The sequence below is a fragment of the Altererythrobacter chaiwopuensis genome, from assembly GCF_054957735.1.
In genome coordinates, this window is record NZ_JBTXJF010000001.1 from 1357683 (window position 1) to 1371936 (window position 14254).

At 62.2% G+C, this 14254-nt stretch carries 17 protein-coding genes; 4 read left to right on the forward strand and 13 right to left on the reverse strand.

Annotated elements, in window-relative coordinates:
* The first annotated feature begins 31 nt into the window (after window positions 1-31).
* The 3 genes from ACX3VQ_RS06550 to ACX3VQ_RS06560 all read left to right on the forward strand — a co-directional run bounded on the left by ACX3VQ_RS06550 (window position 32) and on the right by ACX3VQ_RS06560 (window position 2199).
* Entirely contained in the window at window positions 32-718 is a 687-nt protein-coding gene (locus ACX3VQ_RS06550) for an EI24 domain-containing protein (RefSeq protein WP_462580083.1), read from the forward strand.
* 9 nt (window positions 719-727) lie between these two features.
* On the forward strand, window positions 728-1177 hold the full coding sequence (locus tag ACX3VQ_RS06555) for a hypothetical protein (protein ID WP_462570892.1): 450 nt from the start codon (window positions 728-730) through the stop codon (window positions 1175-1177).
* 80 nt (window positions 1178-1257) lie between these two features.
* Window positions 1258-2199 carry a hypothetical protein gene (locus tag ACX3VQ_RS06560; RefSeq protein ID WP_462580084.1) on the forward strand — a complete coding sequence of 314 codons (942 nt, stop codon included), beginning with the start codon at window positions 1258-1260 and terminating at the stop codon, window positions 2197-2199.
* Between the two features lie 139 nt (window positions 2200-2338).
* On the opposite strand, the gene ACX3VQ_RS06565 is transcribed toward ACX3VQ_RS06560, so the two are convergent.
* The 12 genes from ACX3VQ_RS06565 to ACX3VQ_RS06620 form a co-directional block, all read right to left on the reverse strand.
* Window positions 2339-2707 carry a HesB/IscA family protein gene (locus ACX3VQ_RS06565; RefSeq protein WP_462570889.1) on the reverse strand — a complete coding sequence of 123 codons (369 nt, stop codon included), beginning with the start codon at window positions 2705-2707 and terminating at the stop codon, window positions 2339-2341.
* A complete protein-coding gene (locus tag ACX3VQ_RS06570) occupies window positions 2707-3219 on the reverse strand; it encodes an SUF system Fe-S cluster assembly protein (RefSeq protein WP_462570888.1) in 513 nt (170 codons plus the stop codon). The genes ACX3VQ_RS06565 and ACX3VQ_RS06570 overlap by 1 nt, the downstream gene beginning before the upstream one ends.
* Entirely contained in the window at window positions 3216-4385 is a 1170-nt protein-coding gene (locus ACX3VQ_RS06575; protein WP_462580716.1) for a cysteine desulfurase, read from the reverse strand. The genes ACX3VQ_RS06570 and ACX3VQ_RS06575 overlap by 4 nt, the downstream gene beginning before the upstream one ends.
* Before the next feature lie 53 nt (window positions 4386-4438).
* Entirely contained in the window at window positions 4439-5212 is a 774-nt protein-coding gene (locus ACX3VQ_RS06580) for a SufD family Fe-S cluster assembly protein (protein ID WP_462580085.1), read from the reverse strand.
* Window positions 5187-5936: a Fe-S cluster assembly ATPase SufC gene (gene sufC, locus ACX3VQ_RS06585; protein ID WP_462580086.1), complete on the reverse strand. Its 750-nt coding sequence runs from the start codon at window positions 5934-5936 to the stop codon at window positions 5187-5189. Before sufC ends, ACX3VQ_RS06580 begins: the two co-directional genes overlap by 26 nt.
* A 2-nt stretch (window positions 5937-5938) precedes the next feature.
* On the reverse strand, window positions 5939-6268 hold the full coding sequence (locus ACX3VQ_RS06590; RefSeq protein ID WP_462580088.1) for a hypothetical protein: 330 nt from the start codon (window positions 6266-6268) through the stop codon (window positions 5939-5941).
* A complete protein-coding gene (locus tag ACX3VQ_RS06595) occupies window positions 6265-6813 on the reverse strand; it encodes an endonuclease domain-containing protein (protein ID WP_462580089.1) in 549 nt (182 codons plus the stop codon). Before ACX3VQ_RS06595 ends, ACX3VQ_RS06590 begins: the two co-directional genes overlap by 4 nt.
* Window positions 6813-7052 carry a hypothetical protein gene (locus ACX3VQ_RS06600; RefSeq protein WP_462580090.1) on the reverse strand — a complete coding sequence of 80 codons (240 nt, stop codon included), beginning with the start codon at window positions 7050-7052 and terminating at the stop codon, window positions 6813-6815. The genes ACX3VQ_RS06595 and ACX3VQ_RS06600 overlap by 1 nt, the downstream gene beginning before the upstream one ends.
* Window positions 7052-8548, reverse strand: coding sequence for a Fe-S cluster assembly protein SufB (gene sufB / locus ACX3VQ_RS06605; RefSeq protein ID WP_462580091.1), 1497 nt, complete (start codon window positions 8546-8548; stop codon window positions 7052-7054). Before sufB ends, ACX3VQ_RS06600 begins: the two co-directional genes overlap by 1 nt.
* Window positions 8545-8955 carry an SUF system Fe-S cluster assembly regulator gene (locus ACX3VQ_RS06610; protein ID WP_462570880.1) on the reverse strand — a complete coding sequence of 137 codons (411 nt, stop codon included), beginning with the start codon at window positions 8953-8955 and terminating at the stop codon, window positions 8545-8547. The genes sufB and ACX3VQ_RS06610 overlap by 4 nt, the downstream gene beginning before the upstream one ends.
* 105 nt (window positions 8956-9060) lie before the next feature.
* Window positions 9061-9930, reverse strand: a complete 870-nt coding sequence (locus ACX3VQ_RS06615) for a helix-turn-helix transcriptional regulator (protein WP_462570879.1) — start codon at window positions 9928-9930, stop codon at window positions 9061-9063.
* 196 nt (window positions 9931-10126) lie between these two features.
* Entirely contained in the window at window positions 10127-11089 is a 963-nt protein-coding gene (locus ACX3VQ_RS06620; protein ID WP_462580092.1) for a helix-turn-helix domain-containing protein, read from the reverse strand.
* A 260-nt stretch (window positions 11090-11349) separates the two neighbouring features.
* On the opposite strand from ACX3VQ_RS06620, the gene ACX3VQ_RS06625 reads away from it, so the two are divergent.
* Window positions 11350-12396 carry a quinone-dependent dihydroorotate dehydrogenase gene (locus tag ACX3VQ_RS06625; protein ID WP_462580093.1) on the forward strand — a complete coding sequence of 349 codons (1047 nt, stop codon included), beginning with the start codon at window positions 11350-11352 and terminating at the stop codon, window positions 12394-12396.
* Window positions 12397-12493: 97 nt separating this feature from the next.
* On the opposite strand, the gene ggt is transcribed toward ACX3VQ_RS06625, so the two are convergent.
* Entirely contained in the window at window positions 12494-14221 is a 1728-nt protein-coding gene (gene ggt / locus ACX3VQ_RS06630) for a gamma-glutamyltransferase (protein WP_462580094.1), read from the reverse strand.
* Window positions 14222-14254 lie beyond the last annotated feature (33 nt).

The window sequence follows — 14254 nt, forward strand, 5'->3', positions numbered from 1 at the left end:
GTCGCGCAATCGCAGGGAAATGCACACTCGGATGAGCGCTGTTCTCAAATCTCTCGGCCTTGCCTTCAGCCAAATGGGTGACCGCGCAGTGCTGCGCGTGCTGGCGAAGAGTGTTGCCCTGACGCTTGTGGTTTTCGCCTTGCTCGGCGTGGCGACATTCCAGGCTATTGCGGCGCTAAGCACCTATATCGGCATGAATATTGGAGCTGAAGCCACCTATCTGGCGTCATTGGTGCTGACCTTGCTGGCCGCGTGGCTGCTGTTTCGCGTTGTCGCCCTGGCCGTGCTGCAGTTCTTTGCTGACGAGGTGGTGATCGCGGTCGAGCGCAAGCACTATCCGCAAGCCGCCGTGACAGCGCGCCAACTGCCATTCCACAGGGACCTGGCCAACAGCCTGCGCGGCGCTGGCCGCGCGCTCCTGTTCAACGCGCTCGCAGCGCCGGTGGCGCTGGTATTGCTGTTCACCGCGATCGGCCCCGCAGTGGTGTTCCTGCTTGTCAATGCGGTGCTGCTGGGGCGCGAGCTTACCGATATGGGCTGGTTGCGCCATCGCCCGGCACCAACCGATCCATCCCCGGTGAGCAGATTTGACCGGCTGCTGCTGGGCGGCGTGATCGCTGCGCTGATGGCGGTGCCCTTCATCAATTTGCTGGCGCCAATTATCGGTGCAGCGGCCGGAACCCACCTTGTGCAACTTTCCCGTCCAAAAGCGACCTAGGAACAAGCCATGCGTCCCTTTCGCCAAATCCTTGCCGCCATCGCCCCGCTGCCGTTGCTTGCCGCCTGCGTCTCGGCCGGAAGCGCGCCGGTGCTGGTCCCTGACCGGCCATCGTCAAGCGGCGCGCCAACACAGGCTGTGCGCGTGCCTCCAAGCGATCCCGCGCCGCCAACTTCCGGCTTCATCCCGCCGCCGCTGATGCGCGCACCGGGGCTCGAAAATGTCATCGGAGTGGGCGCAGCGCAGCTCGAACGACGCTTCGGCAAGCCCAGGCTTGATGTGATCGAGGGCGATGCGCGCAAGCTGCAATTTGCCGGTGAGCCCTGTGTGCTCGACATCTTCCTCTATCCGCTGCGCCCTGGCGCGGACCCGGTGGCCACGCATATAGAGGCACGCCGCGCCAGCGACGGGCTCGATGTCGATCGCGCCGCCTGCGTGAAAGCGCTGGGCGGCAAATGAAGCCGATATTGCGGCTGGTAACCCGGTTTTAAGTCTGTTCTGCGATAGAAATCCCGCATTAATCAGGGGATCTGCGCAAGATGAGCATTCAATTTGCCGATCTGGCCAGCCGCGTGGCGGAAGATGGCCAGTTAACTGCTGAAGAACTGCTTTCGCTGCGCCAGCTCGGCTGGGGCGACGGCAAGATCTACCGCGAGGAAGCCGAAGCCATCTTCGCGATCAATCGCTTGCTCAAGCAGCCCTCGGACGAATGGGTCGATTTCTTCGTCGAGGCGATCGGCGAATTCGTGCTCAATGGCACCGAACCGCGCGGCATGTGCGATGATGATGAGGCGCGCTGGCTGATCGGCGCGCTGGATCATGACGGCAAGCTCGACTCCATGGCCGAGCTGGAACTGCTGGTGAGCGTGATTGAGAAGGCACAGAACGTGCCAGAGTTCTTCAAACGCTATGTCCTGCGCCAGATCGAACAGGCGGTCATGACTGGCAACGGCCCGACGCGCTGCGGCGGCGAACTTTCGGCAAGCCATATCAGCACGAGTGAATGCCGCCTGCTGCGCCGCGTGATCTTTGCCAGCGGGGGCTATGGCCCTGCTGCCGTCAGCCGCCACGATGCCGAGCTGCTGTTCCGCCTGAAAGATGCGACCATGCAGGATGAGAACTCGCCCCTGTGGGACGATCTCTTCGTCGACGGTGTGGCCAATTACCTCAAGGGCTTCCAGCTGCAGAATGCGCAACTCGACCATGCACGGGTCAAGGAGCTTGAAGCTTTCGTTGCCGACAACCAGGCGCGCGTCGGTCGTTTCATCGGCGCCATGGCGCGCGAGGTGCCGCAAGCGCGGAACCATTTCGGCAAGGTCTTCGGCAGGAATGATAAGGGCCAGAGCTATACCGAGGCTGCCGCCGCCGGAAACCTGGTCGACGATTTCGAGCAGGAATGGCTCGAGAAGATGATCGACGCCGATGGCGAGGTTGACGATCTCGAACGCGCTCTGCTCGCGCGGATCATCGACGAGGGCTGAAACTCTATAGGCCTGTCATGAAATTACGGCGTGGTGGAGCGAGAACGACGCCGCGCGAGAACCGGCGCGCAGCGGACTTTTAGGTCCGTGAGCACCGGAAGCGCAGCCCGGCGCCGTTCGCAGCCCACCACGGTGGAATTCACACCATGAAGGACTCGCCGCAGCCACATGCGCCCTTGGCATTGGGATTTTCGAACACGAAACCGGCGGTGAAATCATCTTCCACCCAATCCATCGTGCTGCCGACGAGGTAGAGCACGCTTGCCCCGTCGATGTAGAACGCGCCGCCCGGGGTCACTATCTTTTCGTCGAACTTCGCCTCTTCGGTGACGTAATCGACCGAATAGGCAAGGCCCGAGCAGCCGCGCCGGGGGGTCGACAGCTTCACCCCGATCGCGCCTTCAGGCGCCATGCCCATCAATTCGGCAATGCGCGCCTCGGCGGCGGGCGTCAGCTTGACGGCTGCGGGAATTTCGCGGGTTTTCGTTGCGTTATCTGATTCTGGCATCACAGCATCCCCAGTTCGAGCCGGGCCTCGTCGCTCATCTTGTCCGGCCCCCAAGGTGGATCCCACACCAGGCTGACCTCGGCATCGCGGATACCGGGCACGCTGGCGGCGCGCAGCTCGACTTCGCCGGGCATCGATTCGGCCACCGGGCAATGCGGCGTGGTAAGCGTCATGGTTACAAGCGCATCGGCATCGTCAGTGATCTCGACGCCATAGATCAGGCCAAGATCATAGATGTTGACCGGAATTTCGGGGTCATAGATTTCCTTGAGCGCCGCGATCACTGCGTCATGCAGCTCGCCTCCCGGTTCGCCGGGCGAGACATTTTCCGGCTTCTTGGCCAGAAAGCCCTCAAGATAATCGCGTTTGCGCTCCAAGGTTTCGCGCGGCGTCTCATCAGGATCGACAGCATCCTCCACTCGTGCGCGCCTTGGCTTCTGAAGCGCGCCCCCTACCGCTTCGGCAGGCGAGGGAGCCGCCACGAATTCCTTATCCTCGGATGGCTTGTTCATCCGAATATCCTCCTGGTTCTGGCGATGCCTTCGAGCAGCGCCGCGATATCGCTTTCATCCGAGTAGAGCCCGAAACTGGCCCGCGCCGTAGCCGGCACGCCCAGATGATCCATCAGCGGCTGCGCACAATGATGCCCGGCGCGGATCGCCACATTCGCTTCATCCAATATGGTGCCCAGATCGTGCGGGTGAACCCCGTCCATCATGAAACTTACGATTCCGGCACTATCTGCCGGGCCGAACAGCGTGACATCGTTCATGGCGCCAAGCTCTGCCCGCAACTGCGCCACCAGCTGCGCCTCATGCCCATGGATCCTATCGAGCCCGATGGCTTCGACAAAGTCGATCGCCGCATGCAATGCCACTGCCTCTGCGATCGCCGGGGTTCCCGCTTCGAAGCGCTGCGGCGGCGGGGCATATGTGGTTTTGGCAAAGGTTACGCGATCGATCATCGAGCCGCCGCCCTGATATGGCGGCATCTCGGCCAGGACTTCGGCCCGCGCCCACAACGCACCGATCCCGGTCGGGCCATAGAGCTTGTGCGCGCTGAAAACATAGAAATCGCAATCAATCGCGGCCACATCCACGGGGAGGCGCGGAACGGCCTGGCAGCCATCAAGCAACAGCTTTGCGCCAACCTTGTGCGCCAAGCGCGCCGCGCGGCGGCAATCAAGCACCGATCCGAGCACGTTCGAGACATGCGCCAGCGCAACCAGCTTGTGCCGCTCGCTCAGCATGGCCTCGGCAGCATCAAGGTCAATCTGCCCGTCATCGGTGAGCGGGCACACGTCAATCTGCGCGCCCACCCGCTCGGCCAGCATCTGCCACGGCACGATGTTGGAGTGATGTTCGAGCGTGGACAGCAGAATGCGATCCCCCGCACCGATATTGGCCGCGCCCCATGTCGCGGCGACCAGGTTGATTGCCTCGGTCGCGCCGCGAGTGAAGACCACTTCTTCTTCCCTGCCGCCGATGAATTCCGCCACCCGCCGACGCGCAGCTTCATAGCGCAGGGTCATCTCTGCCGAGCGCGCATAGACCCCGCGGTGCACGGTGGCATAATCCTTGCCCAGCGCGCGCGCCATCGCATCCACCACCGCTTGCGGCTTTTGCGCGGTGGCAGCAGTATCGAGATAGTGCCACGGATTGCCGTCCGCGGTCACCATGCCGGGAAACTGCGCCCGCGCATCGGCAAGGCGTGAAAGGGTGGCGGCGCTGCTCACAGCGCGGCCTCGTCAAGCTGCGCCAGCGCACGCTCCAGCATCGATTCGGCCTGTGACTGGTCGCTCATTTCGACAAAGGCATCGCCGATGAATGCCTGTACCAGCAGCTTGCGCGCAACATCGGGCGCGATCCCCCGCGCAGCCATGTAATAACGCGCGGCTTCATCAAGCTGGCCGATCGCCGCACCATGCGCGCATTGCACATCGTCGGCGAAAATTTCGAGCTCCGGCTTGGTATTCGCGCTGGCGCCCTTCTCCAGCAGCATCGCGCGGAAATTCTGTGCGGCGTCGGTCTTTTGCGCGTGCTTCACCACTTCGATCCGGCCAAGGAAATTGCCCGTGGAGCGGCCCCACTGCACCGCGCGCACAACCTGGTTCGAGGTCGCATGGGGCTGTGCATGGATCGTGCGGGTGACAAATTCCTGCACCTTGTCGCCGCCGCCAAGGGTCACGCCGCCGAATTCGAAATGCGCGCCCTCTTCCAGCGTCACCTCGACTTCGAGCCGGGCGTAAGGCCCCGCCGCGTTGATCGCGAACAGGGCATAGCGCGCGCCCTGCCCCACGTTGACGCGCAGACGTTCGACGCCCGCTTCGACAATTCGCGTTTCCTCACGCGCTTCGCCCGCCGGAATGTGGAGCTCTTGCCAGCCGGTCAGCAAGGCAAGTTCCGCCTCCGCCAGATAGCCGGCATCGGCATAGCGCCAGGCCTCGTCCCTATTGGTAGGCCGCTCAAGGATCGCCGCTTCAGGCATCAGCCATAACCGCGTCATAGCCTTCTTCTTCCAGCCGCTGCGCCAGCTCGGGCCCGCCGGTCTGGGCGATCCGCCCGGCGGCAAGCACCGAAACCTTGTCTGGCTTCACCACGTCGAGCAAGCGCTGGTAATGCGTAATCAGCAACACGCCCTTGGAGGGATCGCGCATGATCGCATTGATCCCCTCGCCCACCACGCGCAGCGCGTCGATATCGAGCCCGCTGTCGGTTTCGTCGAGCACTGCAAACGTGGGATCGAGGATGCCCATCTGCACCATTTCGGCGCGCTTCTTCTCGCCGCCCGAAAAGCCGACGTTCACCTGCCGCTTGAGCATTTCCATGTCGAGCTTGAGCAGGGCCGCCTTTGCCTTTGCCAGCTTGAGGAAATCGCCGCCCGACAGTGGGTCTTCCCCGCGCGCCTTACGCTGCGAATTGAGCGCTTCGCGCAGGAACTGCACAAATGAGACGCCGGGGATTTCGACCGGATATTGGAAGCCCAGGAACAGGCCGGCAGCCGCTCGTTCGTGCGGCTCCATCGCAAACAGATCCTGCCCCATGAAGGTGACGCTGCCTTCGGTCACTTCATAGCCGGGCCGCCCGCCCAGCACATAGGCCAGCGTCGATTTGCCTGCGCCGTTCGGCCCCATGATCGCATGGATTTCGCCCGCCGCAACGGTGAGGGACAGGCCTTTGAGGATGGGCTTGTCGGCGACAGTGGCGTGGAGGTTGGTGATTTCGAGCATGGTCAGGATGTCAGTCCGGTAAAATTGGCAATGGTTAGGGCGATTTCGTCATTGAGCGCACGGATCGCGGTGTCCTCGGCAGCTTTGCGGGCCTCGCCCGACAGGCCGGCGGTCGCGGCCTCCACCCGGTCGTCACGCACGCGCCGGATCTGGGTGCCGCAAAACGCGCGTACCGAGATGATCGCTTCCTCCAGCCCGGTTTGCGGCGCTGCACTGGAGCCAACCAGCAGGCAGCCACGCAAGCGCGATTCGGCCAGCTCCGCAGCTTCGTTGGTGGCGGCTACGGGTACGGAAGCACCCAGCGCGGCGACAAAGGCAAGCGTGCGGATCATCGTGGCTTCCTTCCAGCTGGCGCCCGATCTTGCGGGGCGCGCGGTGTGGGGCGCGAATAGTGCTGGTTGGGGTTGGCTTCCTTGTGCGCGCGCGCGGCATCCCGCTTGTCGGCGATCCGTATGCGCATTCCGGCGGTGATCCGGGCGAGGACATCGTCCATGTTTTCGAGAATGTCGGCGGCCTTGATCCGCATCACCCGGATGCCGACGCTCTCCAGGCTCTTGTCGCGGCGTTTCGCCAGCGCTTCGTTTTCGCCTTCCTCGTCGATATCGATCGCCATGCCGAGGCTGTGGCAGTTGAAATCGACAATCGCGCTGCCCACCACCGCATGGCGGGTGAACTTGTGGCGCCCGAGATCGGCCTTGGCGAAGCGCGCCGCGAGCGCCTTGTGCGCTTCGGACGAATGCCGCCGCATCTCGCGCGCCTGCTCGTGCAGCACGTCGAGCCGCTTGTCCGAGATTTCCCAGCCGCGACCGCGCTTCTTGAGCCCGGGGGTGTCAGTGGCATCCGCTTCCGGGAGCTTCAGGATTTTGCGGGTGCTCATCACTCAATTACTCCCAAAGCAACCGAAATCCCTGCGGCCATAAGCAATAGTGCGGAAAACAATCCGAGCGAAGTCGAAGCCCAGAAGCGCACAGGCGTTTCTTTCGGTGACCAGGTGCCGAAACTGGTTTGCGCAGATTTCTTACGGAGAGCTCCAAATGCGCCCCACGCGAATGCCCCGGCAGCGATCAGCAAAAAGATTCCCTTGAGGATGGCTAGCGGATTGTCGGTAAAGCTCATCACCCCACACTCCCCTCAAGCGAAATCGCCAGCAGCTTCTGCGCCTCGACTGCGAATTCCATCGGCAGTTCCTTCAGCACGTCCTTGGCGAAGCCGTTGACGATCAGCGCCACCGCCTCTTCCTGCGGCAATCCGCGCTGCATGGCGTAGAACAGCTGGTCGTCGGAGATTTTCGAAGTGGTCGCCTCGTGCTCGATCTGCGCTGTGGGGTTCTTGACCTCGATATAGGGCGCGGTGTGCGCGCCGCACTGATCGCCCAGCAACAGCGAATCGCACTGGGTGAAATTGCGCACGTTGTCGGCATTGGGGCCGACGCGCACCAGGCCGCGATAGGTGTTGTTGCTCTTGCCCGCAGAAATTCCCTTGGAGATGATGGTCGAGCGCGAACCGCGCCCATTGTGGATCATCTTGGTGCCGGTATCGGCCTGCTGGTAATTATTGGTGACGGCGACCGAGTAGAATTCGCCCACGCTGTCCTCGCCGTTCAGGACACATGACGGATATTTCCACGTCACTGCGCTGCCGGTTTCCACCTGCGTCCATGAAATCTTGCTGCGCGCGCCCTGGCACAGCCCGCGCTTGGTGACGAAATTGTAGATCCCGCCCTTGCCCTGGGCATCGCCGGGATACCAGTTCTGCACGGTCGAATATTTGATCTCGGCATCTTCCAGCGCGACCAGTTCCACCACTGCGGCGTGGAGCTGGTTCTCGTCGCGCATTGGCGCGGTGCAGCCTTCGAGGTAGCTGACATAGCTGCCCTTTTCCGCCACGATCAGCGTGCGTTCGAACTGGCCGGTATTTTCGGCATTGATGCGGAAATAGGTGCTGAGTTCCATCGGGCAGCGCACCCCCTCGGGCACGTAGACAAAGGTGCCGTCGGAAAAGACCGCGCAGTTCAATGTAGCGAAGAAATTGTCATGCTGCGGCACCACCTTGCCCAGCCACTTTTTCACCAGTTCGGGATATTCCCTGATCGCTTCGGAGATCGAGAGGAAGATCACGCCCGCGCGCTTCAGTTCCTCACGAAAAGTGGTGGCAACGCTTACGCTGTCGAACACAGCATCGACCGCGACCTTGCGCGCGCCTTCTACCCCGGCGAGCACTTCCTGTTCGGCTACAGGGATGCCGAGCTTGTCATAGACCGCCTTGATCTCGGGATCGAGTTCGTCAAGCGAAGTCAGCGTGGGTTTCCTCTTGGGCGCGGCATAATAATAGGCGTTCTGGTAGTCGATCGGCGGATAGCCAACCCTGGCCCAGTCAGGCTCTTCCATGGTCTGCCACAGGCGAAAAGCCTTGAGGCGCCATTCGAGCATCCATTCCGGCTCGCCCTTTTTGGCCGAAATGAACCGGACGGTGTCTTCACTGAGGCCCTTTTCCGCGAATTCGGTCTCGATTTCGGATGACCAGCCGTGCTCGTAATCGGCGGCCTTGGCGGCAGCTTCGTGCGCCTCCCTGTCGATTTCGGGGCGATCCTGAATGTTCAGTTCTTCGCTCATACGGCTTCTTCCATGCGAGTCAGTTGGGTGAGTGGAATGGCCGCCAGGGCTCCGCGCAGGGCCTGGTTGATGACCGGCCAATGCGGTTTGACCTCGCACCCCTTCTCATAACCGCAGGCATGCGCATCGATGCATTGAGCGAGCGCAATCGGCCCTTCAACGGCCTCGACAATATCGGCCAGGCTGATTGCTGCTGCCGGACGCGCCAGTTGCAGCCCGCCGCCCGCGCCGCGCATCGATCGCAGCAGGCCCGCCGCCGTCAGCTTGCTGACCAGTTTTTGCACCGTTGGAGCGGGCAAGCCGGTTTCCGCCGCCAGTTCCGCTGCCGAAACGCGCCCACCGCCGCAATGGCGCGCGGCGGCGCTCATCGTCACGACGGCATAATCGGCAAGGTTCGACAGGCGCATAGCGCTCCTACTTAAATCAGACTGATTCGTTCGTATTTGCAGTTAGGAGCGGGTTCGGTGGGTTTCAATGCGAAATCCCTTGTTGCGAGTCGTTAGCAAAAGGTCTCAACCATTCGTGCGCGACCGGCCCAACTGGCTGAGATTCTTCATCCGCAGCAGGGTAAGAAACAGCGGCTCATCGCTTCCGCCAAGCTTGGCAGGTGTATAGCCACAATAGCGCCGGATTTCGCGCACCATATGCGGTTGGTCATAGAATGCCTCCGCGATTTCGGATTCCGCCCTGTCGCTAAGATTTGCACGGGCCAGCAGCGATGCGGCGCGCACCGCACGATATTTGCGTGCCAATGCGGCGGGCGGAAAGCCAAAATATTGTTCGATAAGGCGCTCAGCCTGGCGGCGTGAATAGTCAAGGCGATCAAACAGGGCTTCGACATCGGGCTTGAGCGACTGCCCGAGCCAGTCGATTGTGCGTTCGATCAGGCGTTCATGCGCAGGAGGCAGTTGTTGCAGCCGTGCCTCGATCCATTGCGCGAGGCACTTGCAGGCCTGCCGCCCGTCTAGTTTGCCGGCGCGATAGGCGGTGTTGATGTTATGGGCGGCTTGCCTGATATCATCTCCCAGCAATTCGTGTGCGGGATGGACTCTGTCCAGCAGGTCCTTGACCGAGCGGCCGGTTAGCGCGGCCCATCCGAACGGGGAAAGCGAAGCCCCGATGGCGTGCCACGGGCCGTTCATCGAATAGGGCACAGCGGTCGAAAACGCGCTGATCATATACGCTTCGCCCAGAATGGCATCTTCGCGTTGCCCGAACGTCACCGTCCCGGTTCCATGTGGAAAAAGGACCAATTGGGCGAGCGCCCCGGGGTGGCGCTCATGGATCACCGGCGCGTCCCAGGCGAAATGAAACAGCGCCAGCAGATGGCGCTCAAGTCCTTGAGGAGGTTCGTAATATTCCAGGTGAAAGTGGGGCGGCATAGCCTGTCATCTACGACCCAACCACGGACCGAACCGCCCCATGCACCGAACAAGGGCTTTGCGAGGAACTCATTCTTTTGGTGCGTGAGCAGGGATAGTCCATAGCTAGTCACTTCCATTGTAGCTCAGCGACATGGCAGGCCATCTTGCCGCAGAAGTTGTCACAAGCGCCCGCATCAAGATCACCTCGCCGGCGTCAGGGCTCATCAAGCGGATGGGCCGCTTTGTTTCCAACTTCGCCGGGAATGCGCACTTCGCGCAGATTCTTGGGCGTGAGCATTTCCGCGAGATAGGGGTTTTCATCGCCCGCCAGGCGCGCAGGCGTGCGCCCCACGAACAGGCTGATCTCGCGAATCATGTGCGACTGGTCGTAAAAGGCCTCGCCCAATTGCGCTTCATATTCGTCGGAAAGCTGCGGCAGGCCCATCAATGCAGCTGCGCGCAAAGCGCGGTACTTCCTCGCCAGGGCCCGCGGCGGAAGGCCGAAATAGCGCTCAACCAGCCGTTGTACCTGCCGTTCTGAATAGCTCGCCTCATGGTTGAGCTGTGCAAGATCGGGATTGAGCGAGGAGCCAAGCCAGCGTGTGGTGGTATGAATAAGCTCGATGTGGCGCGGTTTCACGGGCCTGAGATGCGCGGCGATATAATCGCACAGACCCAGCGCGCAATCGCGCCCGCTCTTCTCGCCACTGCGATAGGCCGCGCATAATTCACCGCCCATCGCGTCTGCTTCATCGCCAAGCCACTCGCCCGCACGAACGAACCGATCACTATATTTCGCCGCACTGCGCCCGGTCAACGCGGCCCAGCCAAGTGGCGAAAGGGCCGCCCCGATCGCATGGAATGGTCCATCGACCACAAACGGTGCCGCCATTGAAAAGGGGGAGAGCAGATTGGTTTCATGGCTGGGATCAACCCGCCCATCAAGAAACCGCATCTCACCCACACCATGAGGAAAAATGGAGAGCTGACCGAGCGCCGCCGGCTGGATATCGCGAATCAGCGCTGCATCGCAGCGAAAGTGATAAAGCGTGGTGATGAAGTCGCTGAGCGCAGGCGGCGCGGCGATATAGTCGAGCTGGAACAGGCTTTGCGGCGTGAGCGCAAAGTCGGATCTGTTCCGTTCACGCGGAGCACCCGGCTCGTCTGGATTCTTCATCAGCCTCCAATTCAACGAAAAAAGGCGGTCCCCTTGTGGGGGACCGCCGTTGAAGTTGAGGAACTCTTCGCATCGCTGCTCTGAGCCCTTCGGGTCGCAGTCCCCACTTAACCGATTCGTAGTGTCCTGAATTGTATGCAAACGACAAGAGTTGATTTGAATCAGGTCTTTTTAAGTCATTATTCTGAAACAATTAAATAAATCGGTCAAGCTTGATCGGTGCTCGACAGGCGCGCCCACGCTTGCCATAGGCGTGCTTCATGCTCTTTGACCTCCTTCGCCCGGCACTTTTCCTGCTCGATTCGGAAGCCGCGCACCGACTCGCGGTGGGCGGGCTGAAGATGTTGCCGCAGCGCAACCCGCCCAAAGCCGGGATTCTCGCCACCGAAGTCGCCGGAATTGCTTTTCCCAACCCCGTGGGCGTGGCGGCCGGTTTCGACAAGGATGCGGAAGTGCCCGACGCGCTGCTGGGGCTGGGATTCGGCTTTGCAGAGGTGGGGTCAATCACCCCGCTCCCGCAAGCAGGCAATCCGCTCCCGCGGCTGTTTCGCCTGACCCGGGATCGCGCAGTGATCAATCGCATGGGCTTCAACAATGGTGGTGCACAGGCCGCGCTCGAACAGTTTGCTGCGCGCAAGAGCCGAGCGGGCGTGGTCGGTATCAATATCGGCGCCAACAAGGATTCGCAGGATCGCATTGCCGATTATGCCACCATGACCCGGCTGATGGCGCCGCATGCAAGCTATCTGGCGGTAAATATCTCGAGCCCCAACACGCCGGGGCTGCGCGCGCTGCAGGACGAAGGCGCTCTGGCGGAATTGCTCGATGCCGTGCTGGCTGCGCGTGCCGGAGCAATGCCCGAAGCGCCGCCGCCGATATTCCTCAAGGTCGCGCCCGATCTCGAACCGGCCGACATCGATGCAATCGCCCGAATCGCACTCGACAAGCAGCTCGGCGCGCTGATCGTGTCCAACACAACCATTTCACGTCCACCGCTAAGATCATCCCATGCCGGGGAAACTGGTGGGCTTTCGGGCGCGCCGCTACGTCCACTTGCGCTCGAGCGTTTGCGCGATTTCCGCAAGGCCACCGGCGGCGCGATCCCGCTGGTGGGCGTGGGCGGTATTGCCAGCGCAGATGATGCATGGGAACGGATCAAGGCCGGCGCCAGTCTGGTGCAGATATACAGCGCGATGGTCTATGAGGGCCCATGGTTGGGGGCCAGGATCGTGCGCGGGTTGGAACGCCTGATGCGGCGCGAAGGCTTCGCCAGCATTGCCGAGGCGGTGGGCTCTGAAAGCCGCTAGACTCTGTTCGATTTTGATTGAACCAAAATCTGAGTCTAAATTCTTGTTTTAGCGTGATTTCCGAGCCGCGAAATGTTCCATTTCACTCGAAATCACTCTAACGCGCGCCGGTCAGCACCACACCTTCGCGGCGTGGATCATATCCGCCATCAACCCTGCCGCGCCCGTCTTCAGTGGGGCGGATCAGCACGGCGTGGACCCCTGAATCCTCTCCTTGCCCGGGAACAAGCGCGATGCCGCGTTCCTTCAACCCCGCGATGACCGCAGGATCGAACTTCTCCACTTCGCCCATCGGCCTGTCTCCGCGCGCGACCAGATTGGGCAGGGCGAGCGCCTCCTGCATCGGGAGGTTCCAGTCGATCGCGGCTACCAGCGACTTGCCGACATAGGCCAGGATCGAATTGCCGCCAGCCGATCCAATCGCGCCGGCGAAGCTTCCGTCCTGATCAAGCAGGATGAGCGGGCTCATCGACGAGCGCGGCCGCTTGCCCGGTGCAACCGCATTGGGGGCCAGCTCTCCATCGGGCTGCAGCGGGTTGAATGAGAAATCCGTCAGCTGGTTGTTGAGGAAAAAGCCGTCGACCATCCTGCCGGTGCCGAAGATCGATTCGACCGTAGTGGTCATGGAAACCACATTGCCCGCCGCATCGCGCACGATGAAATGCGATGTGCCCGCCGGCTCCAGCGTCTGGTCCGCTACGCCCTGCGTCGAGCCCTCCGGATCGCCAGGCAAAGCCTTCGCCGCCGCACGCTCGCCAATGAGCGCGGCACGGCGGTCAAGATAGGCAGCTTCGAGCATGCCCTGCACCGGCACCGAGACAAAATCCCCATCGCCGAAATAGGCGTCGCGATCAGCATACATCAGCCGGCTTGCCTCGGCGAACAGGTACCACCCTTGCGGATCGTGCGGGCCGCGCTCGGCGATATCAGTCCGCTCGAGCAGGCCCAGCAGGTGAAGCAGCGCCGCGCCGCTCGATGGCGGCGGCGGAGCGCATACCAGATAGGCGCGATAGGGATGGCACACAGCTTCGCGCTTGACCGGGCGATAGGCGGCGATATCGGCCATGGTCATGGTGCCGCCCAGCGGTGCGGCGCGGCTACGCTCTACGATCTTTGCCGCAGTGCTGCCGCCATAAAGCGCTTCCGGCCCATGCTCGGCCAGCCGCCGCAGGAAGCGCGCATAGTCAGGGTTGGCCAGCAGGTCACCGGCCTGCCGCAGAGTGCCATCGGGCCGCGAGAAATAGGCCTTGGCATCTGGCGTGGACAGCTGGGGAAAGGGTCTTGTCAGGAACCGCCCGAGCCGCGGGCTGATGACAAAGCCTTCTTGCGCTGTCTCGATCGCGGCATCGAACAGGCTGCTCCATGCCAATGCGCCGTGTTCGCGGTGCGCCATTGCCAGCGCCGCCACAGCCCCGGGAACTCCCGTGGCCCGGCCGCTGATAACTGCTTCGCGGAACGCCAGTGGCGCCCCATCCGGCCCCAGAAACATCGTTCGCGTGGCCCCGGCAGGCGCGGTTTCGCGCCCGTCATAGATGGCTATCTTGCGCGACTGCTGGTCATAATAGGACAGGAATGCACCGCCGCCGATGCCCGAAGACTGCGGCTCAACCAGCGAAAGCATCGCCTGCACCGCAATCGCTGCATCGACTGCGCTCCCGCCCTGATCGAGCACGTCCATACCGGCCTTTGCCGCCATTGGATTTGCCGCGATCACGAATGGCTGGGCCACTCCCGCCCGAGGTGTGGCGGCATCGCCTGGCGGCACAGTGGCACAGGCGGTGACGAGGGCGGCGAGCAGCAAAAGGAGCAGACGGTGCAGTGTCATGCGCCGCCCATTAAGGCGGCGCGCAGGACAAGG